Source organism: Enterobacter sp. T2, assembly GCF_010692925.1.
GTDB classification, from domain to species: Bacteria; Pseudomonadota; Gammaproteobacteria; order Enterobacterales; family Enterobacteriaceae; genus Enterobacter; species Enterobacter kobei.
In genome coordinates this window covers 2281626-2307834 of sequence record NZ_CP048736.1, presented here as the reverse complement: position 1 = coordinate 2307834, position 26209 = coordinate 2281626, and the positions used below count along the sequence as shown (strand labels likewise).

Sequence of the window (26209 nt, the reverse complement as noted above, 5' to 3'; positions counted from 1 at the left end):
ACGGTAATAATTGCCGGCAGTGATAATTCATTATTTGAATCTTTAGACTTCTGGATGTCTAAATGTCCAAAAAAGATGTCATACCTCACCGGCTCCGGCAAACGAGAAAATTTCACGGGTGTTGAAAAAAATTCATCTTCACAGGGCGGAAACGGATCCCTGACCGGCAAACGCGTAGCGTTCATCTTCCCAGCCAGTGATCCCGCCCAGCATGATTTTGACCGGCAACCCGAGTCGCGCCAGCTTCAGCGCAGCCCTGTCCGCGCCGTTACAGTGTGGCCCCGCGCAGTAAACGACAAACAGCGTGCCGTCCGGCCACCGGGCCATGCGTTCAGCAGTAATCTGGCTCCACGGCATGTGCAGTGCGCCGGGGACATGACGACGGGCGAATTGTTCCGCACTCCCTACCACATGCAGCAGCACGAAGTCCTGCTCATGACTGGCGATGGCATGATGCACATCGGCACAGTCGGTTTCGACACTCAGGCGACGCAGAAAATGGGTAACGGCTTCCTGCGGCTCGGCAGCCGGAAATTCAGTAACATAGCTCATGATCCTTCCTCATCTTTGGCGTTTGTGTTAACACTACTCTATCCACAAATTCAGCCCATGAATGCGCTTGCTTATGCCAGAAAACAGCAAAAAGATGACAAACTTAAGACAGGTTTCCCGCCCTCAGGTGGTGGTGCTGGCGTATGACGGCCTGTGTACCTTTGAGTTTGGCGTGGCGGTTGAGATTTTTGGCCTGCCACGTCCTGAGCTGGGCGACGCCTGGTATCGCTTTGCTGTGGCAGGTGTGGATAGCGGAGAATTGCGGGCGACGGGCGGGATCCGCATGGTGACTGATGGTGATTTGAGCCTGCTTGAGTCTGCGGATCTGATCGTGGTTCCCGGCTGGCGGGGGCTGGACGCGCCGGTTCCCAGGGCCCTATGCGACGCATTGCGCCAGGCCAGCGCTCATGGATGCCAGCTGCTGTCCATCTGCTCGGGTGTGTTTGTGCTGGCCGCAACGGGACTGTTGAACGGGCGCAAAGCCACAACCCACTGGCGCTACATCGAGGCGCTTAAAGCCCGCTACCCTGACATCGACGTGGTTGAAGACGTACTCTATCAGGACGAGGGGGATATTCTGACTTCTGCTGGTAGCGCGGCGGGCATCGATCTCTGTCTGCACGTCGTCCGCCGGGATTATGGCATGGAAACCGCCAACAGCGTGGCGCGTCGGCTGGTTATTCCTCCCCACCGGGATGGTTCGCAGCCGCAACAGCTGAGCCGCCCGGTGGCACAGCTACGGGAGAGCCAGCGTCTGGGACAGCTGTTTGATTTCCTGCACAACCATCTCGTTGAACCGCACAGCGTCGACTCGCTGGCGCGTCGGGTGGGCATGAGCCAGCGTACCTTCCTTCGTCGCTTCGAGGCGGTAACGGGAACGACACCGTCGCGCTGGCTGATCAATGAGCGTCTGTTGAGAGCAAAAGATTACCTGGAAAGCAGTCGGTTGAGCATCGACAGCATCGCTGAACAGACCGGTTTTGGACAGGCGGCGACGTTGCGCCACCACTTTCGTCAGCAATTTGCCCTTTCGCCGGCCCAGTACCGCAAGCAATTTTCGCGTCCAGGTCCTGCCCGCTGAGGGATCCCCACAACATAATACCGACACAGACGCCCCTCTCCCTGAGGGAGAGGGCTGGGATGAGGGGCACATACGCGAAATGGCAAAAAAAAAACCGCCATTATCTGGCGGTAAATGCTTGCATGGATAGATTTGTATTTTGGTCTCTACGTCCCCGACGCTCCATGGTCGGGCTGCGGATCCCTTACAAACTAACACTGATTAACTTAACGAAAGCTAAACAGCTCTATTAACTCGCCTTCGTGTTGATTTGCAAATAACGCATCAGACCCTGTTCGGCGCTCTGTTTTGCTTCATCATTAATCGCTTCGAGATAAAACGAACGCGAAACACCATAGGGGGCTTTTTCAGAAGGATACACCGCAAACTGGAATACTTTTCCTCTTGCCTGATGCAGGCAATCTAATTCCCAGCGTTGATCGTCTACTTTTTTGCTATTGCAGGCTACACGCCCGTAATCGCTGGTTAAATATGAACCAACACGGGTTTCTGCGGACTGAATATATTCTGGTTCGTCATTCCCGATATAGCGAACCCCTGCCGTAGCACCCACGGCAGCCACGAGGAGCGCAAACGCGATTATTTTTTTCATTTATTAAGACTCATTCCTTAGCCAGAGAATCCCTATTATATAGGATTATCCCTAATTCAAACGCCTGTTTATGGTCCAGAAGTGGTAGTTGACAGTGCCTTAGGCGCATTTAGGATATTTCTTAAAAACAATTCTGAGCCAACACTCTTTGACATTTTCTTTGCCGTACTTTGAATTATTGAATAATAACACTAAGAAATAATCGCCATGATTATCCCCGCAACGTCACTCAGCGGTGAAACCATGATTAAAAAAGGGTTATCTCTCGTCATGCTTATTTGTGCGCTGTTTTCAGGGCAGCTTATGGCCGGGCACAAAGGGCATGAATATGTATGGGTTAAGAATGTGGGGCATCAGCTGCGGCACGAGGCCGACAGCGATGAATTACGCAGCGCAGCGGAAGAGTCAGCGGAGGGTTTGCGCGAACACCACCTGTGGCAGAAATCGCGCAAACCGGAGACGCACGTAAGGTAGTTAGCTCCCCTTACGTTTTGGCAGGGTTTTCATCAGATCGTCAGGACTGACGGAAGCGACAATGCTGCCCGGCTGCGGCATTTTGAAAATATGGTTTTTCATCTTGCCAATAACATGCATTTCGCAGGGACGGCAGTCAAACTTCAGGGTAAGGACTTCATCACCGTTGACCAGCTGCATGGGCGTCGCTTTCCAGCTCTTAATATTGCCTTTTGCCTGTTTCGGGCACAGATTGAAGGCGAAGCGGAGACAGTGCTTGGTGATCATCACCGGCACGTCGCCCTTCTCTTCATGCGCTTCATAGGCCGCGTCGATCAGCTGCACACCGTGGCGATGATAGAATTCACGCGCCTTATGGTTGTAGACGTTTGCCAGGAAAGATAAATGCGTGTCCGGGTATACCGGGGCCGGAACAACTTCTGCTTTACGGCTACCGCGTGGATACTGGGCCAGACGCGCTTCATCCAGCAGCTCTGCCGTTTCACGGCGGAACTGGTTAAGCAGGCTGTTCGGCACAAACAGCGCGTCCGGCAGGTTAACCTCGATAGCGCGCGCGTAGTAAATCGTCTGCCCCAGCTTCGCCACGCCATCCTTCAGGCTGTTAAGCGCTTTTTCCGCGTTGTTTGCCACCTCGAACAGGCCATCCAGCGTATGCGTCACGCTGATACCGTCTTCACAGGTCATGGTCAGAATCAGCTGTTCTTCCCAGCCGCCAAGCTCGATATCCACCGCGATACGACGCTCGCTGGAGGTCTTCAGCAGCGCCTGCTGCCAGTTATGATCGAGGTTACGGTTAAGTGGCGCGTTCGGACGCGCCTTGTAGAGATCGGCAGGCATTTCATTCGGCCATACGCGATAGCGATTTTCACCGGTTTTTTCGACCGTATTAGCCCTGAAGCCCACCACTTCACGCTTAATCATCACGTTCAGGCCATCGCCATTCGCCAGCGGCTCCGTCGCTTCAACATCAAGATGATCTTTCGCCACCTTCAGCACTTCACCGACCGGTAAACCGATGAACTTCGGTGAGTCGAACGCGCCGATATCGCCTTTACGGGCGTTCACGAAATAGTCCGTGCTGCCGCGGTGGAAGGTTTTGTCCGTCGACGGAATAAAGAAATGCTCGGTACGACCTGCCGACGCGCGCGCCAGATCGCCGCGGTCTTCGATGATGGCGTCCAGCATCTGACGGTAGTGCGCGGTGATATTCTTCACGTAGCTCATATCTTTATAACGCCCTTCAATCTTGAAGGAACGGACGCCCGCATCAATCAGCGCGCCCAGGTTGGCGGTCTGATCGTTATCCTTCATGGAGAGGAGGTGTTTTTCGAACGCCACTACGCGGCCCTGATCGTCTTTCAGGGTATACGGCAGACGGCAGGCCTGCGAACAGTCGCCACGGTTGGCGCTACGGCCCGTCTGGGCGTGGGAAATGTTGCACTGACCGGAATAGGCCACGCACAGCGCGCCGTGGATAAAGAACTCGATCGTCGCGTCTGTCGCCTGGTGGATATCACGGATCTGATTCAGGTTCAGCTCACGGGCCAGAACGATCTGCGAAAAGCCGACGTCGGAGAGGAACTTCGCCTTCTCCACCGTGCGGATATCACACTGGGTACTGGCGTGCAGTTCAATCGGCGGAATATCCAGCTCCAGAACCCCCATGTCCTGAACAATCAGGGCATCGACGCCGGTCTGATAGAGATCGGCGATCAGTCGTTGCGCAGGCTCCAGCTCATCATCATGAAGAATAGTGTTCAGGGTCACGAACACTTTCGCCCCGAAACGGTGGGCGAACGGCACCAGGTCGGCAATATCGCGCAGGCTGTTGCTGGCGTTATGGCGGGCACCAAAGCCAGGGCCGCCAATATAGACGGCGTCCGCGCCGTGAAGGATCGCTTCACGGGCAATGGCGGCGTCACGGGCCGGGCTTAAAAGTTCAAGATGATGGGATTGCAGGCGCATACTTCGTCGTTATCCGTTATGGTCAAAATGGCGGCTATTGTAGTCAGAAGTCTACGACAGCGAAACAGTTTTGCGTAGCCTCAGCGGGGATAATGGATCAGAGAGTGAAAATGCACCGGCCGGTCGCTGCTGTTGCGGTAGGCATGCGGTTTATCACCGGCAAAACGGACGCCCGAGTCGGCATAAACCGTCTGCCATTCGCCGTCGATTTTCATCTCCAGCTCTCCGCTAATGACCACCACATGTTCAATCACGCCCGCCTCATGGGGCGTGGATTCGCTCAGGGCACCCGCCGCCAGCGTAATAGAGAAATGATCGAACCTCAGGGTCTCATCCCACGGAAAGAGCGGTTTGACGACCATCGCCTGCTGCTGGGGATCAAACACAGCCTGCCTGTCTGCCTCTGGCGTGATGAACGCGGAAAACGGAACGTTCAGCCCGGTGGCGATTTTCCACAGGGTCGATACCGTCGGGCTGGATTCATTGCGCTCAATTTGGCCGAGCATCGCTTTCGACACGCCGGCCTCGTCCGCCAGCTTTGACAGGCTCCAGCCACGTGCCTGACGCAGTGTTTTCAGTGTTGCTGCAAGATGTTGTGTGATGTCCATGTTCCCTCCTGGTGCCGATGATCATACCACTTGTACGCTATAACGCACAGTGCTACCGTAATACGGACGTTATAACGCACAACGGAGTTGCCATGCGCCCTTCCTCTCATCTTATTCCAGTCACACTGGCTGGATTTGTCGCCGTCCTGGTGGGTTATGCCAGTTCGGCCGCCATTATCTGGCAAGCCGCCGCCGCGGCAGGTGCCAGCGCGCAGCAAATCGCGGGCTGGATGACCGCGCTGGGGATTGGGATGGGGGTCAGCACGCTGGCGCTCTCCTGGTGGTTTAAAGCGCCGGTACTGACGGCCTGGTCAACCCCCGGGGCCGCCCTGCTCGCCACCAGCCTGCAGGGGGTGACGCTGTCTGAAACTATCGGTGTGTTTATCTTCGCTAACGCGCTTATTTTACTCTGCGGTATTACGGGGCTTTTCGCTCGTCTCATGACGCTGATCCCCCATTCGCTCGCGGCCGCCATGCTGGCAGGCGTGCTTCTGCAGTTTGGCCTGCACGCGTTTGCACATCTTGACGGCCACTTTCTGCTGTGCGGGAGCATGATTGCCGCGTGGCTGCTGGCAAAAGCGCTGGCGCCGCGCTATGCCATCGTGGTTACGCTGCTGGCAGGTGGTCTCGTGGCATGGATAAGTGGTGACGTTGCCACCGATAAAGTCAGCCTCTCCGTTGTGATGCCTGAGTTTATTGCCCCCGACTTTACTTTTACCAGCCTGGTGAGTATCGGTTTGCCCTTCTTCCTGGTGACCATGGCCTCGCAGAATGCGCCGGGCTTCGCCACGATGAAAGCCTCCGGCTACTCGCTGGCGGTCTCACCGCTCATCATCGTTACCGGTGGCCTGGCGCTGCTGCTTTCACCCTTTGGCGTCTTCTCCATCTGCATCGCGGCCATTACCGCCGCCATCTGTCAAAGCGCTGATGCCCACCCGGATACGACTAAACGCTGGCTGGCGGCCATTGCAGCCGGTGGGTTTTATCTGCTGGCTGGAGTTTTCGGCGGGTCTATTACCGGGATCATGGCTGCACTGCCGCTGAGCTGGATCCAGACCCTGGCGGGGCTGGCGTTGCTTGGAACCCTCAGCGGGAGTTTATTTCAGGCCCTGAATCATGAAGCCGAACGTGACGCAGCCATCGTCACGTTTCTGATGACCGCGAGCGGAGTCACCCTTCTGGGCATCGGTTCGGCATTCTGGGGGCTGGTGCTGGGCGGGATATGCTATGCCCTGTTTTCACGCGCTCGCCGCGCGCAGCTGGGACGGCGTCATACCCATCACGCTGCGAAAACGGTTACTGAAGTGGCTGGCGGAGTTAAATCCGCAGGCCAGCGCGATGTCCGTTAGTGGCATTGCGCTATGCTGCACCAGGTTTTTTGCTTTTTCCATGCGTCGCTGCATCACGTACTGATGCGGTGCCAGTCCCGTCGACTGGCGGAACATGCGGGCAAAATGGTATTCGCTGAGGGCTGCCTGCGCCGCCAGCTCGGCCAGGGTTAACGGCTGGCCAAGATGCTCTTCTATGAAGGCCAGCACGTTGCGCAGAACGAAAGGCGATAACCCGCCGGTGACGACCGGCAGCTTCCACTGAACGTTGGAGTAGTTTTGCAGCAGATGGGTCATCAGCAACGTGGATGCTGTACTCAGGGTGAGCTGATTGGCCTGCTGCTGCCAGTCGCAGCCAAGTAAAAACTGGCGATACAGCGCGGTGATCTTCGGGTCACTGCCAAAAATGCGTTCGTCCAGCGTCAGCGACAGCGGCCGCTTATCCCAGATTTTTTCGCCCACGTCGCGCAGGTGTTCATCGGTGCAGTAGAGATGGACAAACGACAGGTCATCACGGATATCCCACGTCGATTCACTCTCTTTCGGCATCAGGCAGAAACGGTCCGGTCCCCCGCCGTTCTTCCAGCCGCCCGGCGTTTTTTGATAGCTCTCATAACCGTCGGCCACGTACAGGCTCAGGGTGTGATGATTGCTTTTAACCGTTATCGTATCGTGCTTGTTGTACCACGCCGCCAGTTGAATACCCGAGTTCAGCGAGACCGTCTCCCGCAGGACGGCATTCTGCTGACTAAGCGTTTCAAAGGTATCGTAAGCGTGAGACATAACCGTTAGCGCGTGAGTGATCGAACTGTCAGTCTAAGAATTGTTGTTCCCCGTTGCCAGTCCCCCGGAGAGAAAAAAGCGCAAGATTTTGCAAGTCTGCCGCAAGCCGGTGAAAGCCCACGGCGTATTTCAGCGCCATACTGCGGGCTTTCGTGGTTTGAGAAGAGAAATGATATGAACGCATTATTATACGGACTGGTCGTGGTCATCTGGGGAACCACCTGGATTGCCATTTTCCTGCAGCAAGGTCCCGTGGCGGCCCCGGTGTCGATTTTCTGGCGTTTCGCCGTGGCCAGCGCCACGATGATGGTGGTGTTACTTGCCCTGCGTCGACTGCGTAAGCTGGCGCTACGGGATCACCTTTTTTGCATGCTTCAGGGATGCTGCGTTTTCTGCTTTAACTTCTGGTGCTTTTATACCGCGGCCGCGCACATCAATACCGGGCTGGAATCCGTCATCTTCTCCATGGCGGTGCTCTATAACGCCATTAATAGCTTTATTTTCTTTGGTCAGCGCCCGCCCGCGCGTTTCTGGACGGCGGCGGCATTGGGTCTGGTCGGGATTATTACCCTTTTCTGGGACGATCTGCTTGCCAGCGGCTGGAGCGTATCGCTTCTGACGGGCATTGGCCTTTCTGCGCTTGGAACCTATGGTTTCTCGCTGGGCAACATGATCAGCATGCGCCATCAGCGCAGAGGCCTGGAAACCATGACCACCAACGCCTGGGCGATGCTTTACGGTACGCTGGTGATGGGCTGCATCGCCCTCTTCAGAGGGGACAGCTTTACCCCGGAATGGACGGTAACCTACATCGGCGCACTGCTCTATCTGGCTCTGTTTGGTTCGGTGATTGCTTTCGGCGCTTACTTCACGCTGGTCGGGCGTATTGGCCCCGGGAAAGCGGCGTACAGCACGCTACTCTTCCCGCTGGTGGCGCTCTCCATCTCAACGGTGTATGAAGGCTACGTCTGGCATCTCAACGGGATCGTCGGTTTACTGCTGATTCTGGGTGGGAATATGGTGATGTTCACTAAACCCGAAACCTGGTTCAGGCGTTTACGGACGGCGTAAAAAAACGGCCTGCAATCTGCAGGCCGTGCATGATTTATTTTGCTGTTTTATGCACATCAAACATGGTGGCATCTGTCGCCATATCATCCACAACCTGCTTCAGCGTCGCAAAGGTCATTGGCGTATTTTCATTGCTCAGCTCTTTACCTTCGCCCTTACGAACAACCTTCATCACCGGTTTGTTGGTGGCTGCGTCGATCAGCTCACCTTCAAAGTAGAGATGGGTATCCATGGTGCGATGGCCGGTTGCCATCTGCGTCCCCGCCACCACCAGCGCGACAGGCACCACTTCGTAGAACTGCAGGCCTTCTTTCTGCGAACTCACCCCTGTAATGGCACCCCGGAAAATCAGGCTATGTTTACCTGGTGTCGCCACTATAGGCTTACGAGTACCAATAGCCGTTTTCATTTTGGTATTGGTGTAGTTCAACAGCTCATCAAGGGTTTTCTGCCCAATCTGAGTGGTCGGTTTAGGCGTAGGGTAATAGGTAATCGGCGTCCAGATAATACTGTCGTAATTCGCTTCGTTATAATTAGGATCGACCCAGCGCAGCGTCGGTTTGCCCGTCGCAGATGTCGTCTGTTGCAAGCCGGAGTAATCTTTTAAAAAGCCTGAATATTGTTCGGGGGCGGCGACTTTTGAAGAACAGCCTGCCAGAGCCAATAAACCAGTAAGCACTGCAACTTTAAAAAAAGTTTGAGTACGCATGATAGTTTTCCATGTTATCTGCAAGTATGCATTTGAAGTTATAGCAAAAGTCAGGCGGGTTTGTTGTGACAAAAAATGATGTAAGTAGCACAAATTGCAAAAAGAAGGCCCGGCTTCATACCGGGCAGCGAAAAATTACGGATTGATATCCACCTGCCAGAAGATATGTTTGCCAAACGGATCGATTTCGTAGCCTTTCACCTCCTTGCGCACCGGCTCGAAAATCGTTGAGTGGGCAATCATGACCGCTGGCATCTGGTCATGCATCATCTGCTGGGCCTCTTGATACAGCGCCACACGTTTATCGTGATCGGTTATCGATTTTGCTTCGGCGATGAGGTTATCAAACGGTTTATAGCACCATTTCGCCGAATTGGAGCCGCCATTTGCCGACGTACAGGTAAACAGCGGACCAAAGAAGTTGTCAGGATCGCCCGTTGCGGTCGTCCAGCCCATCAGCGCAGCCTGATGCTCCCCGCCCTTCACCCGCTTGAGGTATTCTCCCCATTCGTAAGTGACAATGTGGGTTTGTACGCCGATTTTCGCCCAGTCAGCCTGAATCATCTCGGCCATACGTTTCGCATTCGGGTTATAGGGCCGCTGCACCGGCATCGCCCACAGGTCAATGCTCACGCCGTTAGCAAGACCCGCCTCTTTCAGCAACGCTTTTGCTTTTTCAGGATCGTACGCGTAATCCTTTAGCTCGCTGTTGGCGCTCCAGACGCCGGGCGGTAACAGATTTTTCGCGACGGTTCCGGTGCCGTGGAACACCGCGTCGATAATGGCGGGCTTATTGATGGCCATCGCCAGCGCCCGGCGGACGTTCACATTATCCAGCGGCGGTTTTTGCGTATTAAACGCCAGGAAACCGGTATTCAACCCGGCCTTGTTCATCAGGTTAATATTTTTATTGGCTTTCATGCGCGGCAGGTCCGCCGGGTTCGGGAACGGCATTACCTGACACTCGTTCTTTTCAATTTTGGCAAAACGTACGGAGGCATCCGGCGTGATGGTAAACACCAGCCGGTCCAGCTTTGATTTGCCCTGCCAGTAGTCGGCAAACGCCGTGAACAGGATGCGGGAATCTTTTTGATACTGCGCCAGCTTAAACGGCCCGGTGCCGATCGGCTCCATATCCACCTTCTCCGGCGTGCCTGCTTTCAGCATCGCATCGGCATACTCGGCAGAGAGAATCGAGGCAAAATACCAGGCCAGATCGGCGACAAACGGCGCTTCCGGGTGTGCCAGGGTAAAGCGCACGGTGTGGTCATCGACTTTATCAATGGCGGTTATCAGGCTGCCAAACTCCAGGCTTTCAAAGTTGGAGTAGCTGCCGTTAGAGACGTTGTGATAAGGATGATTGACGTCTTTCTGGCGCATAAACGAGAAGATCACGTCATCGGCGTTAAAGTCCCGGGTCGGCGTGAAGGATTTATTGCTCTGAAATTTCACGCCCTGGCGCAGATGGAAGGTGTAAACCTTACCGTCATCGCTCACCTCCCAGCGCTCTGCCAGGCTCGGCACCAGTTCTGTGGTGCCGGGTTTGAAATCGACCAGCCGGTTATAGACCGGTACGGCGCTGGCATCCACGCTGGTGCCTGAGGTATATAACTGAGGATTAAAGTTTTCCGGTGACCCTTCGGAGCAATACACCAGCGTTTTCGCGGCAACGGAGGAACTGACCGTAAGCGCAGCAAGTGCCAGCATTAATGTTGTGCGTTTGCTTGTCATCATTTATTCCTGTCTTTTTAATTCGACGGCTAATTAATTCTTTTGCCATTTCATAAATAACATTAAAGTGATGTGGCAAACACCCGAAAAATAAATAAGGAAGAAAACACTATGGGCACGCCGCTTTCCAGACAATTAACACATCGCTTTTTCCGTTATCTCGCCATCACCAGTCAGAGCGATCCCAGCGTCAAAACCTTACCCTCAACACCGGGGCAGCACGAGATGGCACGAGAGCTGGCGCAGGAGCTGGCACAGCTGGGATTAGATGACATTGTGATCGACGAATTCGCCACGGTAACGGCGGTTAAAAAAGGTAATGTACCCGGCGGACCGCGCATTGGATTTATTACTCACATTGATACCGTGGACGTGGGATTATCGCCGGATATTCATCCACAAATATTAACGTTTACCGGTGAAGATCTCTGTCTGAATAAAGAGAAAGGGATCTGGCTACGGGTAAGTGAGCATCCGGAAATTCTGTCTTACCCGAATGAAGAGATTATTTTCAGCGACGGTACCAGCGTATTAGGCGCAGATAATAAAGCAGCGGTGACCGTGGTCATGACCGTGCTGGAAAACCTGACCGCTGAGCATAAACATGGCGACATTGTGGTCGCGTTTGTCCCCGACGAAGAGACTGGCCTTAAGGGGGCAAAAGCGTTAGATCTGAAACGCTTCGATGTCGACTTTGCCTGGACCATCGACTGCTGCGAGCTGGGGGAGATTGTCTATGAGAATTTTAATGCGGCAGCCGCTGAGATCCGCTTTACCGGCGTAACGGCGCACCCGATGTCTGCTAAAGGGGTGCTGGTAAACCCGTTATTAATGGCGACCGACTTTATCAACCAGTTTGACCGCCAGCAAACGCCAGAGTGCACGGAGGGCCGTGAAGGCTACATCTGGTTTAACGGCATTCAGGCCGGGCAGAACGAGGCCGTTCTGAAGGCCAATATTCGGGACTTTGACAAGGACAACTTTGCTTCCCGCAAGCAGCAGATTGCTGATGTCGCCGCCCGGATCGCCGCCCGGTATCCGACGGCAAAAGTGGACTATCGCATTGAAGAGACTTACAGCAATATCAGCAATGCGATTGGCGAAGACAGGCGTGCCATCGATCTAATGTTTGCGGCGATGGAATCACTGGGTATCACCCCAAAACCGACGCCGATGCGCGGCGGTACAGACGGCGCAGCGCTCTCGGCAAAAGGGTTGCTCACCCCGAACTTCTTCACCGGCGCGCATAACTTCCATTCGAAGTTTGAATTCTTGCCGCTGTCGTCGTTCGAGGCGTCTTACCACACTGCCCTGCAACTCTGCCTGCTGGCCGCGCGTTAAGCAGGCTTGCGCGCCAGCATCGTAGCAAAGCGCAGCTTGATGCGGTTGCCGTGTTCATCGGTGCGGTGCAGTTCGCCAACCTCTTCGTTGTATTTGAGCAACTCCCAGCCTTCATAGTAGTTGCTCAGTTCACCGCTTTTAAACGCAAACGGGAAGCCGACGGTGCACGGATAATCCGCCGTGTCCATCGCAGCAACGATCAGGTTATAACCGCCAGGTTTGGTGCAACGCTGCATATTGGCGATAAGACCCGGAATGGTTTTTGCCTCCAGGAACATCAGCACCACGGTAGACAGAATAAAGTCATACTCGCCGTCAATGCTCAGGTTGTTGAGATCCTTGATGGCTGAGTGAAGATTCTCAATGCCTTCTGCCGCTTTGATGCGCTCGATATTATCGATGCTCATCGGATTTTTATCCCAGGCAGTGACCTCGTACCCGTTGGCCGCCAGATAAAGGCTGTTACGGCCATTGCCACAGCCCAGATCCAGGGTTTTACCCGGTTTCACGATCCCCGCGCTGTACACCACCTCTGAGTGTGTACGGGTTAAACCATATTTCTCTGTGAAGTAATTTTCATCGACGGACATTATTTTTCCTCAGATTGCATAAGCAGTGCTTTTTCAGTGCGCAGCAGAAGTTTGCCCTGAAGCAGTAGAATAAAAGTACGGACCAACAGGATCCCAATGATGACGTTGGTGAAGATAAAAAGCGGTACGGCAATCACGTGGAAAAAGCCCGACGGGCTGCTGTGCCCCAGATGCAGCCCGGTGGTTGCCAGTGCGGATATACCAAAGGAGAAACTCCAGAAAGAAGCATTAAACGGCTGGGATACGTACCAGGGCAACAGACGCAGCATAAACAGCAGTTGCAACAGGCCATAACCGAACAACATTTTGGCAAAGGTGTCGGCTTCACCGCCGTTAACGCTAAACCAGGCGCTACAGGCCACCAGCGCGGGCGCAAGCTGAATCCCCAAAGAGGTGCGCTGCGCGGTCGGAAGTTCTCCGGCACTGCGAAGGCGCTGAAGTATAACCGGCTCCAGGCTGAGCCAGGAGAAGACACCCGCCCCCAGGAACACGAAACCGGCGTCGTTAAACCCCAGGGCGCCGCACGCCATGGCGCTAATAAAATTATTCGCCACGGTTGGCAGATATAAACCCGGCGTCGTGGCTTCTTGCGGATGGTTGCCGCGCCAGAGTCCCGCGCTTTGCCAGGCGGAATAAGACAGCTGTGTCACCACCCCCACGCCAAAAAGCACGACTGAAATCGGGCGGCACCAGGGCACAAAACCGATGGCGACCAGCATCGTCGTCGCCGGAAAAAGGCTGACAAAGCTACTCATCACCGGATGCCTCATCTCTGCCAGCACGCTGCGCGGGAAACGGATCGCGCGGATGATAAAGGCCACCGTCAGCAAAAACCAGCACGTAACGGCAAGGACCACCAGCGCATCACCCGGCCACCGTGTCACCGGCCAGAGCGTGCTGGCGTATCGCCAGGCGAAACCCATGCCAATGATGCCAAGCACCATGCCAAAATACCCAGCGGGCAAGTTAAGCACTTTCTGTGAGGGATTGAGTTTATCCATTAATTTTAATTTTTAAAATGTATTTTAAATGCCATTTTAAGGGGTTTCCGCAACGGAAGCCAGCACAACGAAAAACCAAAAGTTTGCTACGTTTAGTGAAGACGCTTATCAGGGATAACACGATGAAAAAGTATCGGCTCAGCGATGAAACCCGCCTCTGGCAATGGAAAAGCGGCGAAACAACCCACACGACAACCTTACGGCAGATCATCGCCACGGCAGATTTTAACGATGTCACGGCCGGTACGAAAGGTGGCTGGATTGATGACGCGCGCGCCCTGTCACAGAATGGGGATTGCTGGATCTATGACGAGAACAGCGTGGTGTTCGCCGGTGCTACCGTGTCGGATCACGCGCGCCTGACCCTGCCCTGTACCGTCAGCCATGACGCCCGCATCAGCGGTCACTGCTGGCTGGACGGCGCCGAAGTCAGTCACGGCGCGCGGATAAGTGACAACGTCACCATTCAGCACTCCTGCGTGCGGGGCGAGTGCCACATCTTCGGCGACGCGCGCATCCTGCATAACAGCGTCATCATCGCCGCCAAAGGACTGACGCCGGACCACGACCAGATCCTGCAAATCTATGACAAAGCGACGGTAAGCCGGTCGCGCGTTGTGCATCAGGCACAGATCTACGGCGAAGCGATGGTGAACAATGCGTTTATTGAACACCGCGCTGAGGTATTCGACAGTGCGATCCTCGAAGGGAACGATCTCAATAACGTCTGGGTGTGCGACTGCGCAAAGGTATACGGTAACGCCCGTCTGATTGCCGGTTTCGACGACGACGCCATCCCCACCGTGCGCTACAGTTCACAGGTGGCGGAAAATGCCGTCGTGGAAGGCAACTGCGTCATTAAGCACCACGTCCTGATCGGCGGTCAGGCATGGCTGCGCGGGGGGCCGATCATGCTTGACGATAAAGTGGTGATTCAGGGACGCGCCCGGATCAGCGGCGATGTGTTGATCGAGCATCGGGTTGAAATCACCGACGATGCGGTCATTGAAGCCTTTTCGGGTGAGAGCATTCACCTGCGTGGCGAAAAGGTGATTAACGGCGACCAGCGCATCACCCGCACACCGCTGCTGGGGGCGTTATAGGGTAAAAATTTTTCCGTAGATGTTCACATCGTCAAAGCGGCCATTCAGGTATTCCGCTTCCCGCAGGCACCCTTCCAGCGTAAAACCGTTGCGCCGGGCAACGTTGTTGCTGCTCTGATTCGCCACCCGGCACTTAATCACAAAACGGCGGATCTCGCCGCGCTCAGCGTAATAGCGCATAAACGCCTGCAATGACTGAGAGAGGATCCCCTTCCCCTGATGCGCCTCGTCCAGCCAGTAACCGATATAACCCGCTTTGTTGGCAGGCTCTATCGAATTAAACGACAGCACGCCGACCAGCGCATCATCCCGGAAGATCAAAAACATTTTGGCGTAGCCGCGCTGGTGCAGCATCTGGTTACTTAGCACATTACGGCGGGTATCCTCTTCCGCGCCCACGTGCTGCGCCCAGTCAAAGGCGGTTTGCAGCCAGGTTTTGTTTTTGACGACGAGGTGATGGAGATCGGCGGTATAGCGCTCTTCGACGGCGCGAAGCTCGATATTCTGGGTAACTGGGATAATTTCTGCAGACATGGTGCCCCTCAATTGCCGGGTGGCGGCTGCGCCTTACCCGGCCTACTCTGGACGCATTTGTAGGCCGGGTAAGCGTTAGCGCCACCCGGCACAATCCCACAAGGATTAACGCATTATCCGGTCATCAACGTAGTGACGTTTATCCGGCGCTGGTGGGAAATACTGATACAGCCAGGTTTCACTGATGGCATCCCCCTGACAGCGCAGGAACAGGCGCATATCTACCGGCTCGGTCGAATCTGAGGTTGGGTACCAGTCAAACAGAATGCGATAACCGTCAAACGGTTCTACGTACAGGATCTCAACCTGCTTCGCCTCACCGCTGGAGAGAGTAATCACCGGCTCGATGCCTTTTGGCGCAGCGGCCTTCAGGTCGCCACCGACAAAGTCGATAGCAAAGCGGCGCGCCCACACTTTCGGGTAATTTTCACCTGGCGCCCAGCCTTCCGGGAAACCGCCCATGCCGGTGCGGGTGGCGAAAACATTAGCCAGCGGGGAACGCACCGGCGGCATTGCGCTCCAGTACAGGCGATATTTAAAGTCCAGCTCGTCGCCCGCTTTCACCGTTTTCTCCGGCTGCCAGAAGCAGACAACGTTATCCAGCGTTTCACCGGTGGTCGGGATCTCCATCAGACCAACCGAGCCTTTACCCCAGTCGTTGCGCGGTTCTACCCACAGGCTTGGACGCTTGTTATACCAGCCCATCACGTCCTGATAGTGCGAGAAATCACGATCCAGCTGCAGCAGACCAAACCCTTTAGGGTTTTTGTCCATATAGGCGTTGAACTGCAGCTTCTGCGGATTGTTCAGCGGACGGCAGATCCACTCTCCGTTGCCGCGCCACATCGCCAGACGGTCTGAGTCATGGATTTGCGGGTGGATGGTGTCGCACATGCGTCGTTCGTTATTGCCGCAGCTGAACATACTGGTCATCGGCGCGATGCCGAGCTGTTTAATGTCTTTACGCGCATAGAGGTGGTTTTCCACCTCCATGATCACCTGGCTCTTCTCGCAGTGGATCACGAACTTATAGGCACCGGTAATGCTCGGGCTGTCCAGCAGCGTATAGACGGTAAACGTGGTGTCACCTGGCTTAACGGTTTCAAACCAGAAGGAGGTGAAGTCCGGGAACTCTTCCGGCGTGTCAGTAAAGGTATCTACCGCCAGACCGCGCGCGGAAAGGCCGTACTGGTAGGTATCGTCAACCGCACGGAAATAGCTTGCGCCGAGGAAAGAGACGATATCGCGACGCGCCAGTTCCGGCGCCTTAAAGGCGCGGAAGCCTGCAAAGCCAAGATCGCTTTGCCCTTCCAGCTGTTTGGTATCCACACCGGTTTCACCGTAGCTGAACAACTCCGGTCGGAAGTGGATCTCACGCGCCATAGAGGTCGACTGGTCCAGCGAGAACATCCGCACGCGGCGGCGGAACCCCATTCCCATATGGAAGAACTGCACGTCCAGCTGACGCCCTTCAATGTTGTTCCACAGAGACTGCTTCTCATCGTAACGGATGGCGTTGTACGCCTGCGGCGTCATGGTCGCCAGCGTGTCCGGCAGCGGACGTGGCGCACCACCCCACGGGGTTTTCGCCAGGTCATGCGCCAAGGATTGCAGTACGGAGAAGTCAAAACGACGGCTCTGACCGTCAGCGATGTCAGAGTCAGCAGCGTATGCCGCTTTGGAAAACAGGGAAGCAAGGCCAGAGGTGCCGCTCAGGGCTGCCACTGCCAGCGAGCCTTTTAGAAAACGTCTGCGATTCATGCCTGGAAAAACGTCCTTATGGTCGTGTGAATGTGTTTCGCGCTCGGCGAAATGACGGCAAGAAAGAACGCACAGCCTAAACAAAAATGGTTAAGAATCCAATTGTTGCCCGGTGATTATATGAACAAAGTGAGAAATATTTTCTGTCGACCAGAACGGCCCGAAAGTGGTGTAAAGAAAGCCTGGAAAATGTGTAGAAAAATGCCCCGGTGCGACATCAGTCACCGGGGCTAATGAGGCGGTTATTTTACGCTGACATCGATACCCGGAAAGTACTTATCAGCGAGTTTAGCGATCGTGCCGTCGGCACGCACTTTATCAATCGCGGCATCAAGCTGCTTTTTGGTGGCCTCGTCACCTTTACGCAACCCAAAACCGATCCCACTCCCGAGGATAGTGTCGTCAGACACCGGTTTGCCGATGAAGCCAAACCCTTTCCCCTGCGGCTTGCTGAGGAAACCTGCCTGCCCGGCCGCGGACATCACCAGCGAGGCGTCGATACGGCCATTAAGCAGGTCGCCCCAGGCCATATTCTGATCTTTATAAGACACCACGGTGACACCCTGCTTTTCCCAGTGCTCTTTCGCATAGGTTTCCTGAATTGAGCCCTGCAGCACGCCAATGGTTTTCCCCTTCAGCCCTTCTGGGGTCGCTTCTACCGCCGTACCGGCCTTGCCGACCAGCTGCGACGGAATGCGGTAAATCGGCTGGGTAAAATCAATGCTCTTGCGGCGCTGCTCGGTGATATTCATCGCCGAATTAATGGCGTCGAATTTCTTCGCCACCAGGCCCGGGATCAGCGCGTCAAACGAGGTTTCCACCCAGCTGCACTTCAGCGCTGCCGCTTTGCAAATGGCATTCCCCAGCTCAACGTCAAACCCTTCCAGTTCGCCTGAGGCATTACGGCTTTCAAACGGCGGATATTCCGCTTCCAGACCATAACGCAGCTCGGTCGCCGCGAAGGAAGAAAAGGTACACAGCAATCCCATGCCGACGACTAACGCGCGTAATTTCATCTTATACTCCTCAGCGTGATTTAACCCGACACAGGGCCTGGGCACCTGCCCGTAACGTCGCCTCATCTTTCGCAAAAGAGAGACGAATCAATTTATTATCCGTACCGTCCGCATAAAACGCCGACAGCGGAATGGTGGCAACGCCGTACTCCACGATCAGCCGTTTCACCAGCTCGCTGTCGCGCTCATCGCTGAACGCGCTGTAATCCGCCAGCATGAAGAACGACCCGGCGCTCGGTAGCAGGGTAAACGGCGAATCGGCCAGCAGACCGTGCAGCAGATCGCGCTTACGCTGGTAAAACGCCGACAGCGACAGCCAGGTTTGCGGATCGACCATATGCTCCGCAAAGGCGTGCTGCATTGGCGTATCGGCAGAGAACATTAAAAATTGATGGACTTTACAAATCTCATCCATCAGTACCGCCGGGGCGACACAATACCCTACGCGCCAGCCGGTGACGTGATAGGTTTTTCCGAAAGATGAAATAATCACGCTGCGCTCCGCCAGCTGCGGGTGCGTGGCCATTCCATGATGCGGTTCACCGTCAAAAACCACGTGTTCGTACACTTCGTCAGACAAAATAATGATGTCGGTCTGGCGCGTCAGCGCCGCCAGCTGTTGCAGGTCATTGGCACAGAAGACCTGACCGCTCGGGTTGTGCGGCGTGTTAATGATGATCATGCGCGTGCGCGGGGTGATCGCGGCACGCACCTCATCCCAGTTGACGGCAAAATCCGGCACCGTGAGTTTGATAGCAATCGGGGTTGCCCCCTGCAGACGGACAATCGGCGCGTAGCTGTCAAAGGACGGTTCAAAGTAGATCACCTCATCACCGGGGTGCACGAGACCGCTTATCGCTGAATAGAGCCCTTCGCTGGCGCTGGCGGTCACCAGCACCTCGCTGGCAGGGTCATACTGCGTGCCGTAGAGCGTTGCAATTTTATCGGCAATGCGTTCTTTCAGCGGCTGCAGGCCGGTCATCGCCGCGTACTGGTTATGCCCTGACGCCATCGCTCGGGTGACGCCTGCAATCAGTTTCGGGTCACAGGAAAAATTCGGTGCGCCCTGAGAAAGGTTAATGGCGTTATGCTGTGCCGAAAGCTGGCCGATAACGGTAAAAATGGTGGTCCCCACATCTGGCAGTTTGGAGCGCGTTTGTACCGGCGTTCGTAAAGTCATCCTCTTTCCCTTCTCATGGACATTGCATAACTATTCAAACAACAAGTGCGTTGCCGGGACAATCGAATTGTTGTCATAATAGCCATGAGAAAAATGCATAACTGAGGTGTTTCAATGTCTCGCCGTTCGCTCCCCCTTAACGCCATTGACGCATTTTTAGTCACCGCGCGTCATCTGAATCTTACCCATGCCGCCGCAGAGCTGTGTCTGACCCAGGGGGCCGTGAGCCGTAAGATCGCCTCCCTTGAGGCGTGGTTTGGCTTTCCGCTGTTTGAGCGCCACGCCCGCGGGCTGCGCCTCTCACCGCAGGGCAGCGCCCTGCTTCCGGAGCTGCAATCCACTTTCGAACAGCTGCTGACCGTGGCCGACCAGGCCCGTAGCCAGCATACCGTGATCCGGCTTAAGGCCCCTACCTGCGCCATGCGCTGGCTGGTACCGCGCCTGCTGGAGGTGGAGCACGCGCATCCGGATCTGCAGATCGCGCTGACGACCACCACCGATCATAACGTCAATTTCAAAACCGAATCTTACGACGCGGCCATTGTGTTTGGCACGCATATGAGCGCAGGCGATCTGCTGTTCGAAGAGGCGCTCACGCCGGTCATCAGCCCGGTGCGGGCAGGAACAACGCTGGGTTCACTGACGTTCCTTCACCCGACGCGGGATAAGACCGACTGGTCACTGTGGCTGGCGAAGCAGGAAGGTCCCGGGTTTGTTATGCACAAAAATCAACACTTCGATACGATGGATCTCGCCATTACCGCCGCCATTCAGGGGCTGGGCGTCGCCATTGCCGACGAAACGCTGGTGGCAGAAGATGTGGGTGCCGGAAGGCTGATGCGGCCCTATGAGACAAGCGTAAAAACCGGCGCGAGCTACCGGCTGGTGCTGCGCGAAACGCCTGACGAAGAAAATGGTCTGGCGGCGTTTCGCGCCTGTTTACTTAATCGAGGCTGACGTGGTGCTTCATCACCCGTTTAAAGAGGCTCATGCGCGCGCGCATAAAGCGGTTTTCAAGCCTGAAACCTGCATGTTTATTCACACCGATACGTAGCAGCACGTCCCGTCCTTTACGGCACGCGGGCCAGTGCGTCGGCCCAGACAGGCTATCATGCGTTCCGGCATCGCGCGCAAAGCTTACCCAGTAATCGGCTACCCTGGCAGCAAACTGTAAATCCCGTTCGTTGACATACTGACGTGAAGGCTCCACCTGGCCGAGGGTATCGAACACGTAGGGCACTTCATTGCCATGCCACGCGCCGTTGATATAGGTGGCATGCTCCGCTTCAGCGACATAGTCAAACCAGTAACGCCAGCAAAGCCCGCCGACACGCTGCTGCGCCTGCATCACGACATAGCCCATGGTGGTAAACGCCATATCGCGACACACCTGTCTGCCCAGCTCTTCGTCGCCTTTCACACCCGGATAAAGCAGCTTGATGAGCCCCAGCCCAAAACGGCGCTCCCGGCGAAGTTTCTGGATTTGCCCGGCGAGATCGATGCCAAACACCGCCATGACGCTGGCTTCATCGCTGTTAGAACCTATCATCACCGGCACAGGGTGCTGGCGGGCAGCGAAAAAGACATCCAGCATGGCCTCCGGCAGGACGCAATCCCCGACGATCGGCGCCGGGGCGATGTTGAGTGGCGCGGTCAGCGGCCAGAATGACTCAGGCGGGATCGCGCGCAGCTGCTCTGCCGTCGCGTTTTCCAGCCCAAAATGGGCCGCCAGTGCTTCCCCTTTTTGCAGCGCCTGCCGGCGCGGCGTGTCGGGCAAGGTATATCCACTCTGGACTATCGCCTTGTGGAACAGCCCTTCCGCCAGCGGCGAGGCCAGCAACGACAGCACGCTGCGGGCGCCAGCGGACTCACCAAACAGGGTCACGTTATGCGGGTCGCCCCCAAACGCGGTGATATTCTCCCGCACCCATTCAAGCGCGGCAATCTGATCCAACAGAGCAAAATTATGCACTACCCGCTCTTCTTCCCCCTCCAGCGCGGGATGGGCGAAAAAGCCGAGATGGCCGAGACGGTAGTTAATCGTGACCACAACCACGCCGCGCGCGGCCAGCGATTTGCCGTGATACGGTGGCAGGCCACCGGCACCAATCGTAAACCCGCCCCCGTGCAGCCAGACCATCACCGGAAGCGATCCCGGGCGGTCGACGGGGGACCAGACATTCAGATAGAGACAGTCTTCAGAGAACTGGCCGGGATCGCCCCCGCCCAGCTCCTGACAATATTCACTGCTTTGCCAGCTTGAGGCCGAAAAGGCAGTGGCATCGCGAACGCCATCCCAGCGTTCTGGTGGGCGCGGTGAGCGCCAGCGCCAGTCACCCACTGGCGGTGCAGCATAGGGAATACCGCACCAGCGGTGGACATTTTCATCGGTTAAACCAGTCAGTGCGCCCTGGCGCGTTTCAACCACAGGGGCGGAAGGATTTTGCATAACGACCTTATTTTTTCCATCACACCCCTGCAGAGTAACGGTTTCAGAGCAAACCGCAACGCTGTTTGCTGCGCGTTTCAGCCTCCTCATAGAGGGTGAATTCGTCATACACCGTGCAGCCGAGCGCGGCTTCAAACGCGTCGCGGCTGGCATTACCGTGGCTGCGCGCCTGAGTTTCATTCCCGAGATTGGACTGGAAAATCCCGGCGGCGCTGACCGGAAGAAAATCTTCGTAGGTAATCGGCTGGGCAACGACCCACCCGCGCTCAATCAGCGGCTGCGGATCGTCGCCGGGACGGAACGCATGACGATGGGCTTCCCCGGCGGGCGTCAGACGGTAGCGGAAATAAGCCAGTTCCTGGCGGCGCATTAACAGCTCGCTGTCCGGGAAGGCGCTGAAAATCTCACGCAAATGAAGCTGGTGCGTCAGGTTATCTTTGCCGGTACCGGCCTTAGCCAGCAGGCTATCGTACAGTTCACGGCCTTTCGGCGTCAGCGCCACGCCGCGCTGTTCTATTTCACCGAAGCGGGCGGTGTGGGTGCCCTTATGTTCACCGGCAAACAGCACTGGCTCTTCGAGCGCCTTGAAGCTGGTTTGACGCAATAACACGGGCACGTCACGACGCGGCGGCCCTTCGATCAGAATTTTGGGCTCAATACCATACTTCGGCATCAGCTCCTGCACCCGGTCAATATCCAGCGTGCGCGGCGTGAGGTGGTTAATATGGCACCCCGGGAAGCAGACCACATCCGCAATCAGGCGATGTTCGTTATGCAGTGCCAGATAAGTTTCCTGATCGACCGTCGCATGGCGGTGCCAGCGGAAGGTTTCCAGCGCTTCCTGAACAAACTCACGCGCCTGGACGTCAGTAAACTGCCCTTCTGATTCCCAGAGATCGAGAAGTGCCAGACAGCGCGGGGTAAAAATGTTCCGCTGAGCAAGGATCTCCGCCGCGCGCTCGCGTAGCGGGACGTTTTCTATCAGCTCAAGGCGCAGCAGTGAGGTAAAGATACGAAACGGATTCCGGCACAGCGCCGCATCATCTACCGGACGAAACGCCGTTGAGTGAACCGGCACCCCCGCCTGAGAGAGATCGTAATAGCTGACCGGATACATGCCCATAATGGCAAACATACGACGCAGGGTGGAAAGCTCTTGCGCCGTGCCGACGCGGATCGCGCCGTGGCGCTCCACGTTCAGACGGGCAAGTTCATCGGCGTTCGCCAGTTGTTCATGTAATAGCGGGTTATTTTCCAGAACCGCCAGGTTTACGTCCGCGACCAGTTCGAGCAACGTGCCGTACTGCGGAACTTCCTGCTGGTACATCGCCGACATAGCCTGCGAAAAATGTTCCCGAATATCATCAGCCGTGATGGTGTTCGCCATGATGTCATGCCTCCAGTGAATATTACCTGGAGTGTAGAGAAACCCGTTCCTTCCGGGGGGAAGAATTTCTGATTTGTGATCTTAAGACGACAGTGGTCAAACCGTGTGCTACCGGAGCTTGAGCAGACCTTATCAGGACGGTTCTGCCGCCTCGTTATTTTTCTCTGGAATTTCCCTATAATTATTTTTGGTGCTGTTTTATAGCTATAAAGGAGTACGTTTTTCAGGTCTTACCGTCTGTAAAATAATCGGATTGAGCATACCGTGGTTTTTACCCTCAGCTTTCAAATTTTTAGTGCAAACTTAGGACTAATCCCACCCTTCGCTTACAAGTCCTTCCCACCTCTTCATATTTTCAAGGTAAGCGAAGCGTAAAGCCTTCATTATTTCAAAATAACGATACCGCAAATAGCAAAGCGCATTTGACGAATGGCGCTCAGCGACTAGAGTTATTACTCGAACGACGAGTGATACGAAATATATTCGTATCGTACTGACATAACCAATATATGAACATGAGGTTTAATATGGCAGAGCATCGTGGTGGTTCAGGTAATTTCGCGCAAGACCGTGAAAAAGCATCAGAAGCTGGTCGTAAAGGTGGCCAGCACAGCGGTGGTAATTTTAAAAACGATCCGCAACGCGCATCTGAAGCGGGTAAGAAAGGGGGACAGAACAGTCACGGCGGAGGCCGTAAATCTGATAACTCCTGATCTTATTTAGTACTCTTTTAATAAAACCAGAGAGCATGCTGCGGGCTGAAAAGCTCGCAGTACCCTTTCTTTATTTTACCGGAGCGTAATAATTATGAATATGAAAAGTGTAGAGGATGTATTTATTCATCTTCTGTCGGATACCTACAGCGCAGAAAAGCAGCTTACCCGAGCGTTAAGCAAACTTGCCCGCGCCGCCTCCAGCGAGAAGCTGAGCGCCGCCTTCACCGCACACCTTGAAGAGACGCAAGGTCAGATCGAACGCATCGATCAGATTATCGAGCAGGAAGACGGTATCAAGCTCAAGCGCATGAAATGCGTGGCAATGGAAGGCTTAATTGAAGAGGCGAACGAAGTTATCGAAAGCACGGAAAAAAATGAAGTCCGTGATGCCGCATTAATTGCCGCTGCGCAAAAAGTGGAGCATTACGAAATAGCCAGCTACGGTACCCTTGCCACCCTGGCAGAGCAGCTTGGCTATAAAAAAGCCGTTAAGCTTCTTGCAGAAACACTGGAGGAAGAAAAAGAGACCGACCTTAAACTCACCGATCTGGCCGTAGGAAATATTAACCAAAAAGCGCAAAAATGACGCTATAACACAGGTTAAATAAAATGAGCATCAGTCCCAGGACAATTAAACGGCGCCATTTAACGGCAGCTATAATATGGTTCATTCTCGCTATCCCTTCCGTAATATGGTGGAAGAGCAGCGTACTATGGGTCATTATCATCAGCATCTACGCTAATATTGTCGGCCATTTGTCTGGCTACAGTGCCGCGCGTGCCGATCAGGCTGCTGAAAGTGAGACCAAATAAGCGAACCCCAAATGAGGATATAATGATGAATCACGTAGAACACTACCATGACTGGCTACGCGATGCCCATGCGATGGAAAAGCAAGCTGAGTCAATGCTGGAATCCATGGCCAGCCGTATCGATAATTATCCTGATGTTCGCGCCAGAATTGAGCAGCATATTAATGAGACAAAACGGCAAATTACCTTGCTGGAAGAAATTCTCGACCGGAATGATATTTCTCGTTCAGTTTTAAAAGACTCGATGAGCAAAATGGCGGCGCTGGGGCAGTCCATCGGCGGCATGTTCCCGTCTGATGAGATCGTTAAGGGGTCGATCAGCGGCTATGTTTTCGAACAGTTTGAAATCGCCTGCTATACCTCCCTGCTCGCGGCGGCGAAAAAAGCGGGCGATACCGCCTCGATACCCGCTATTGAAACGATCCTCGCCGAAGAGCGCGAAATGGCCGACTGGTTGATTCGTCATATTCCGCAGACCACGGAACAGTTCCTGCTGCGTTCAGACGCATCGGGCGTCGAAGCAAAAAAATAATCAGGGAGAATCGCCATGTTCCGACACGTTAAACAGCTGCAATACACGGTTCGCGTTGCTGAACCGAACCCAGGCCTCGCCAATCTTTTACTGGAACAGTTCGGTGGGCCGCAGGGCGAACTGGCTGCCGCCTGCCGGTACTTTACGCAAGGATTGAGCGATGACGATCCGGGCCGTAAAGATATGCTGATGGATATCGCGACCGAGGAGTTAAGCCACCTCGAAATCATTGGTACCCTGGTGGGCATGCTGAATAAAGGCGCGAAAGGCGCGCTGGCGGAAGGGGTGGAAAACGAGGCCGAGCTGTATCGGTCCATGACCGAAAACGGCAATGACAGCCATATTACCTCCCTGCTCTACGGTGGTGGCACCCCGCTCACTAACTCTGCGGGCGTGCCCTGGACGGCGGCCTACGTGGACACCATCGGCGAGCCAACGGCGGACCTGCGCTCAAACGTGGCAGCAGAGGCCAGAGCGAAAATCATCTATGAACGTCTGATCAACGTGACCGACGATCCCGGCGTAAAGGATGCCCTGGCGTTTCTGATGACGCGCGAGGCGGCGCATCAGCTCTCCTTTGAGAAGGCGCTGCAGTCTATCCGTAATAATTTCCCGCCGGGAAAATTGCCGCCAATCGAGGAATTCACCAACAAGTACTACAATATGTCTGAAGGTGGAGAGGTTCGCGGAAGCTGGAACAGCGATAAACATTTCGATTACGTTGAGTCCCCCCAGCCTGCGGTTGACGGCGGCGATGGCAGCGCAAGCGTCACGCTCACAACCGAACAGGCAACCCTGGTCAAGGCGATGTCTGCCCGTACGAAGTCCGATCCACATTCCGACCCGCTGACCGGTGCCGAGCTGGGTGCCGGTAAGACTAAACCGTAATCGG

At 55.1% G+C, this 26209-nt stretch carries 27 protein-coding genes; 12 read left to right on the top strand and 15 right to left on the bottom strand.

The features are described 5' to 3' along the window. Positions 1 to 138 precede the first annotated feature (138 nt). Positions 139 to 552 carry a rhodanese-like domain-containing protein gene (locus tag G0034_RS11095; protein WP_048996998.1) on the bottom strand — a complete coding sequence of 138 codons (414 nt, stop codon included), beginning with the start codon at positions 550 to 552 and terminating at the stop codon, positions 139 to 141. Positions 553 to 625: 73 nt separating this feature from the next. Here G0034_RS11095 and ftrA point away from each other — a divergent pair, with 73 nt between their 5' ends. Beyond that, positions 626 to 1633 (top strand): transcriptional regulator FtrA, encoded by a 1008-nt coding sequence (ftrA, locus tag G0034_RS11090; RefSeq protein ID WP_179120861.1) that lies wholly within the window; start codon positions 626 to 628, stop codon positions 1631 to 1633. 229 nt (positions 1634 to 1862) lie between these two features. Here the strand turns inward: ftrA and G0034_RS11085 are convergent, their stop codons facing one another. After that, positions 1863 to 2225 carry a hypothetical protein gene (locus tag G0034_RS11085; protein ID WP_014883812.1) on the bottom strand — a complete coding sequence of 121 codons (363 nt, stop codon included), beginning with the start codon at positions 2223 to 2225 and terminating at the stop codon, positions 1863 to 1865. 243 nt (positions 2226 to 2468) lie between these two features. Here G0034_RS11085 and G0034_RS11080 point away from each other — a divergent pair, with 243 nt between their 5' ends. Continuing rightward, positions 2469 to 2699 carry a DUF2554 family protein gene (locus G0034_RS11080; protein ID WP_014883811.1) on the top strand — a complete coding sequence of 77 codons (231 nt, stop codon included), beginning with the start codon at positions 2469 to 2471 and terminating at the stop codon, positions 2697 to 2699. On the opposite strand, the gene G0034_RS11075 is transcribed toward G0034_RS11080, so the two are convergent. Both G0034_RS11075 and G0034_RS11070 read right to left on the bottom strand, forming a co-directional pair. Next, positions 2700 to 4664 (bottom strand): peptidase U32 family protein, encoded by a 1965-nt coding sequence (locus G0034_RS11075; protein WP_179120860.1) that lies wholly within the window; start codon positions 4662 to 4664, stop codon positions 2700 to 2702. An 80-nt stretch (positions 4665 to 4744) separates the two neighbouring features. Then, positions 4745 to 5272 (bottom strand): helix-turn-helix domain-containing protein, encoded by a 528-nt coding sequence (locus G0034_RS11070; RefSeq protein WP_014883809.1) that lies wholly within the window; start codon positions 5270 to 5272, stop codon positions 4745 to 4747. Positions 5273 to 5364: 92 nt separating this feature from the next. Between G0034_RS11070 and G0034_RS11065 the strand changes: the two genes are divergently transcribed. Further along, a complete protein-coding gene (locus G0034_RS11065; protein WP_014883808.1) occupies positions 5365 to 6621 on the top strand; it encodes a benzoate/H(+) symporter BenE family transporter in 1257 nt (418 codons plus the stop codon). Here the strand turns inward: G0034_RS11065 and G0034_RS11060 are convergent. Then, on the bottom strand, positions 6511 to 7383 hold the full coding sequence (locus G0034_RS11060; protein WP_014883807.1) for a helix-turn-helix transcriptional regulator: 873 nt from the start codon (positions 7381 to 7383) through the stop codon (positions 6511 to 6513). The two genes, G0034_RS11065 and G0034_RS11060, sit on opposite strands and share 111 nt — an antisense overlap. 174 nt (positions 7384 to 7557) lie before the next feature. On the opposite strand from G0034_RS11060, the gene G0034_RS11055 reads away from it, so the two are divergent. Continuing rightward, entirely contained in the window at positions 7558 to 8454 is an 897-nt protein-coding gene (locus G0034_RS11055; RefSeq protein WP_014883806.1) for a DMT family transporter, read from the top strand. A 34-nt stretch (positions 8455 to 8488) separates the two neighbouring features. On the opposite strand, the gene G0034_RS11050 is transcribed toward G0034_RS11055, so the two are convergent. Beyond that, positions 8489 to 9163 (bottom strand): DUF3313 domain-containing protein, encoded by a 675-nt coding sequence (locus G0034_RS11050; RefSeq protein ID WP_014883805.1) that lies wholly within the window; start codon positions 9161 to 9163, stop codon positions 8489 to 8491. Positions 9164 to 9298: 135 nt separating this feature from the next. Continuing rightward, positions 9299 to 10894, bottom strand: coding sequence for an ABC transporter substrate-binding protein (locus G0034_RS11045; RefSeq protein WP_071922247.1), 1596 nt, complete (start codon positions 10892 to 10894; stop codon positions 9299 to 9301). A gap of 111 nt (positions 10895 to 11005) precedes the next feature. Between G0034_RS11045 and pepT the strand changes: the two genes are divergently transcribed. After that, positions 11006 to 12235, top strand: a complete 1230-nt coding sequence (gene pepT, locus G0034_RS11040) for a peptidase T (RefSeq protein WP_047344225.1) — start codon at positions 11006 to 11008, stop codon at positions 12233 to 12235. Here the strand turns inward: pepT and tehB are convergent. Both tehB and tehA read right to left on the bottom strand, forming a co-directional pair. Beyond that, complete coding sequence (tehB, locus tag G0034_RS11035; RefSeq protein ID WP_014883802.1) at positions 12232 to 12825, bottom strand: tellurite resistance methyltransferase TehB; 594 nt, start codon at positions 12823 to 12825, stop codon at positions 12232 to 12234. The genes pepT and tehB overlap by 4 nt on opposite strands. Then, the gene (gene tehA, locus G0034_RS11030) at positions 12825 to 13826 is read right to left on the bottom strand and encodes a dicarboxylate transporter/tellurite-resistance protein TehA (protein WP_063943128.1); all 1002 of its coding nucleotides are present in this window, start codon (positions 13824 to 13826) and stop codon (positions 12825 to 12827) included. The genes tehB and tehA overlap by 1 nt, the downstream gene beginning before the upstream one ends. Before the next feature lie 122 nt (positions 13827 to 13948). On the opposite strand from tehA, the gene ydcK reads away from it, so the two are divergent. Next, on the top strand, positions 13949 to 14929 hold the full coding sequence (gene ydcK / locus G0034_RS11025; protein ID WP_063943126.1) for a YdcK family protein: 981 nt from the start codon (positions 13949 to 13951) through the stop codon (positions 14927 to 14929). Here ydcK and rimL read toward each other — a convergent pair. From rimL to G0034_RS11005, 4 genes are all read right to left on the bottom strand, one after another. Continuing rightward, positions 14924 to 15463 carry a 50S ribosomal protein L7/L12-serine acetyltransferase gene (gene rimL / locus G0034_RS11020; protein WP_045134045.1) on the bottom strand — a complete coding sequence of 180 codons (540 nt, stop codon included), beginning with the start codon at positions 15461 to 15463 and terminating at the stop codon, positions 14924 to 14926. The two genes, ydcK and rimL, sit on opposite strands and share 6 nt — an antisense overlap. A gap of 105 nt (positions 15464 to 15568) precedes the next feature. After that, entirely contained in the window at positions 15569 to 17224 is a 1656-nt protein-coding gene (locus G0034_RS11015; protein WP_063943124.1) for a glucan biosynthesis protein D, read from the bottom strand. A 242-nt stretch (positions 17225 to 17466) separates the two neighbouring features. Further along, entirely contained in the window at positions 17467 to 18240 is a 774-nt protein-coding gene (locus G0034_RS11010; RefSeq protein ID WP_023330389.1) for a transporter substrate-binding domain-containing protein, read from the bottom strand. Between the two features lie 10 nt (positions 18241 to 18250). After that, complete coding sequence (locus G0034_RS11005; protein WP_014883796.1) at positions 18251 to 19420, bottom strand: pyridoxal phosphate-dependent aminotransferase; 1170 nt, start codon at positions 19418 to 19420, stop codon at positions 18251 to 18253. Positions 19421 to 19534: 114 nt separating this feature from the next. Here G0034_RS11005 and G0034_RS11000 point away from each other — a divergent pair, with 114 nt between their 5' ends. Further along, complete coding sequence (locus tag G0034_RS11000; protein WP_014883795.1) at positions 19535 to 20377, top strand: LysR family transcriptional regulator; 843 nt, start codon at positions 19535 to 19537, stop codon at positions 20375 to 20377. Here the strand turns inward: G0034_RS11000 and G0034_RS10995 are convergent. Together G0034_RS10995 and hglS are read right to left on the bottom strand one after the other, a co-directional pair. Continuing rightward, the gene (locus G0034_RS10995) at positions 20364 to 21869 is read right to left on the bottom strand and encodes a carboxylesterase/lipase family protein (RefSeq protein ID WP_179120859.1); all 1506 of its coding nucleotides are present in this window, start codon (positions 21867 to 21869) and stop codon (positions 20364 to 20366) included. The two genes, G0034_RS11000 and G0034_RS10995, sit on opposite strands and share 14 nt — an antisense overlap. A gap of 43 nt (positions 21870 to 21912) precedes the next feature. Further along, the gene (gene hglS, locus G0034_RS10990; RefSeq protein ID WP_059372955.1) at positions 21913 to 23256 is read right to left on the bottom strand and encodes a 2-oxoadipate dioxygenase/decarboxylase HglS; all 1344 of its coding nucleotides are present in this window, start codon (positions 23254 to 23256) and stop codon (positions 21913 to 21915) included. A 527-nt stretch (positions 23257 to 23783) separates the two neighbouring features. Here hglS and G0034_RS10985 point away from each other — a divergent pair. The 5 genes from G0034_RS10985 to G0034_RS10965 all read left to right on the top strand — a co-directional run bounded on the left by G0034_RS10985 (position 23784) and on the right by G0034_RS10965 (position 26205). After that, complete coding sequence (locus tag G0034_RS10985; RefSeq protein ID WP_014883792.1) at positions 23784 to 23969, top strand: con-10 family general stress protein; 186 nt, start codon at positions 23784 to 23786, stop codon at positions 23967 to 23969. A gap of 94 nt (positions 23970 to 24063) precedes the next feature. Beyond that, entirely contained in the window at positions 24064 to 24558 is a 495-nt protein-coding gene (locus G0034_RS10980) for a YciE/YciF ferroxidase family protein (protein ID WP_023337266.1), read from the top strand. A 23-nt stretch (positions 24559 to 24581) separates the two neighbouring features. Next, positions 24582 to 24785, top strand: a complete 204-nt coding sequence (locus G0034_RS10975; protein WP_179120858.1) for a hypothetical protein — start codon at positions 24582 to 24584, stop codon at positions 24783 to 24785. A gap of 25 nt (positions 24786 to 24810) precedes the next feature. After that, positions 24811 to 25317 (top strand): ferritin-like domain-containing protein, encoded by a 507-nt coding sequence (locus tag G0034_RS10970; protein WP_014883791.1) that lies wholly within the window; start codon positions 24811 to 24813, stop codon positions 25315 to 25317. Between the two features lie 15 nt (positions 25318 to 25332). After that, positions 25333 to 26205 carry a manganese catalase family protein gene (locus tag G0034_RS10965; protein ID WP_008502274.1) on the top strand — a complete coding sequence of 291 codons (873 nt, stop codon included), beginning with the start codon at positions 25333 to 25335 and terminating at the stop codon, positions 26203 to 26205. Positions 26206 to 26209 lie beyond the last annotated feature (4 nt).

What these genes read in the sequence shown, in the direction of transcription:
- hglS (WP_059372955.1), bottom strand. Translation starts at nt 23,256, where the DNA reads ATGGCGAACACCATCACGGCTGATGATATTCGGGAACATTTTTCGCAG.
- G0034_RS10985 (WP_014883792.1), top strand. Translation starts at nt 23,784, where the DNA reads ATGGCAGAGCATCGTGGTGGTTCAGGTAATTTCGCGCAAGACCGTGAA.
- G0034_RS11010 (WP_023330389.1), bottom strand. Translation starts at nt 18,240, where the DNA reads ATGAAATTACGCGCGTTAGTCGTCGGCATGGGATTGCTGTGTACCTTT.
- G0034_RS11075 (WP_179120860.1), bottom strand. Translation starts at nt 4,664, where the DNA reads ATGCGCCTGCAATCCCATCATCTTGAACTTTTAAGCCCGGCCCGTGAC.
- rimL (WP_045134045.1), bottom strand. Translation starts at nt 15,463, where the DNA reads ATGTCTGCAGAAATTATCCCAGTTACCCAGAATATCGAGCTTCGCGCC.
- G0034_RS10975 (WP_179120858.1), top strand. Translation starts at nt 24,582, where the DNA reads ATGAGCATCAGTCCCAGGACAATTAAACGGCGCCATTTAACGGCAGCT.
- G0034_RS11000 (WP_014883795.1), top strand. Translation starts at nt 19,535, where the DNA reads ATGTCTCGCCGTTCGCTCCCCCTTAACGCCATTGACGCATTTTTAGTC.
- G0034_RS11095 (WP_048996998.1), bottom strand. Translation starts at nt 552, where the DNA reads ATGAGCTATGTTACTGAATTTCCGGCTGCCGAGCCGCAGGAAGCCGTT.
- G0034_RS10965 (WP_008502274.1), top strand. Translation starts at nt 25,333, where the DNA reads ATGTTCCGACACGTTAAACAGCTGCAATACACGGTTCGCGTTGCTGAA.
- G0034_RS11005 (WP_014883796.1), bottom strand. Translation starts at nt 19,420, where the DNA reads ATGACTTTACGAACGCCGGTACAAACGCGCTCCAAACTGCCAGATGTG.
- G0034_RS11050 (WP_014883805.1), bottom strand. Translation starts at nt 9,163, where the DNA reads ATGCGTACTCAAACTTTTTTTAAAGTTGCAGTGCTTACTGGTTTATTG.
- G0034_RS10995 (WP_179120859.1), bottom strand. Translation starts at nt 21,869, where the DNA reads ATGCAAAATCCTTCCGCCCCTGTGGTTGAAACGCGCCAGGGCGCACTG.
- G0034_RS11055 (WP_014883806.1), top strand. Translation starts at nt 7,558, where the DNA reads ATGAACGCATTATTATACGGACTGGTCGTGGTCATCTGGGGAACCACC.
- G0034_RS11065 (WP_014883808.1), top strand. Translation starts at nt 5,365, where the DNA reads ATGCGCCCTTCCTCTCATCTTATTCCAGTCACACTGGCTGGATTTGTC.
- G0034_RS10980 (WP_023337266.1), top strand. Translation starts at nt 24,064, where the DNA reads ATGAATATGAAAAGTGTAGAGGATGTATTTATTCATCTTCTGTCGGAT.
- ftrA (WP_179120861.1), top strand. Translation starts at nt 626, where the DNA reads ATGCCAGAAAACAGCAAAAAGATGACAAACTTAAGACAGGTTTCCCGC.
- ydcK (WP_063943126.1), top strand. Translation starts at nt 13,949, where the DNA reads ATGAAAAAGTATCGGCTCAGCGATGAAACCCGCCTCTGGCAATGGAAA.
- pepT (WP_047344225.1), top strand. Translation starts at nt 11,006, where the DNA reads ATGGGCACGCCGCTTTCCAGACAATTAACACATCGCTTTTTCCGTTAT.
- G0034_RS11080 (WP_014883811.1), top strand. Translation starts at nt 2,469, where the DNA reads ATGATTAAAAAAGGGTTATCTCTCGTCATGCTTATTTGTGCGCTGTTT.
- G0034_RS11045 (WP_071922247.1), bottom strand. Translation starts at nt 10,894, where the DNA reads ATGACAAGCAAACGCACAACATTAATGCTGGCACTTGCTGCGCTTACG.
- G0034_RS10970 (WP_014883791.1), top strand. Translation starts at nt 24,811, where the DNA reads ATGAATCACGTAGAACACTACCATGACTGGCTACGCGATGCCCATGCG.
- G0034_RS11085 (WP_014883812.1), bottom strand. Translation starts at nt 2,225, where the DNA reads ATGAAAAAAATAATCGCGTTTGCGCTCCTCGTGGCTGCCGTGGGTGCT.
- G0034_RS11060 (WP_014883807.1), bottom strand. Translation starts at nt 7,383, where the DNA reads ATGTCTCACGCTTACGATACCTTTGAAACGCTTAGTCAGCAGAATGCC.
- G0034_RS11070 (WP_014883809.1), bottom strand. Translation starts at nt 5,272, where the DNA reads ATGGACATCACACAACATCTTGCAGCAACACTGAAAACACTGCGTCAG.
- tehB (WP_014883802.1), bottom strand. Translation starts at nt 12,825, where the DNA reads ATGTCCGTCGATGAAAATTACTTCACAGAGAAATATGGTTTAACCCGT.
- G0034_RS11015 (WP_063943124.1), bottom strand. Translation starts at nt 17,224, where the DNA reads ATGAATCGCAGACGTTTTCTAAAAGGCTCGCTGGCAGTGGCAGCCCTG.
- tehA (WP_063943128.1), bottom strand. Translation starts at nt 13,826, where the DNA reads ATGGATAAACTCAATCCCTCACAGAAAGTGCTTAACTTGCCCGCTGGG.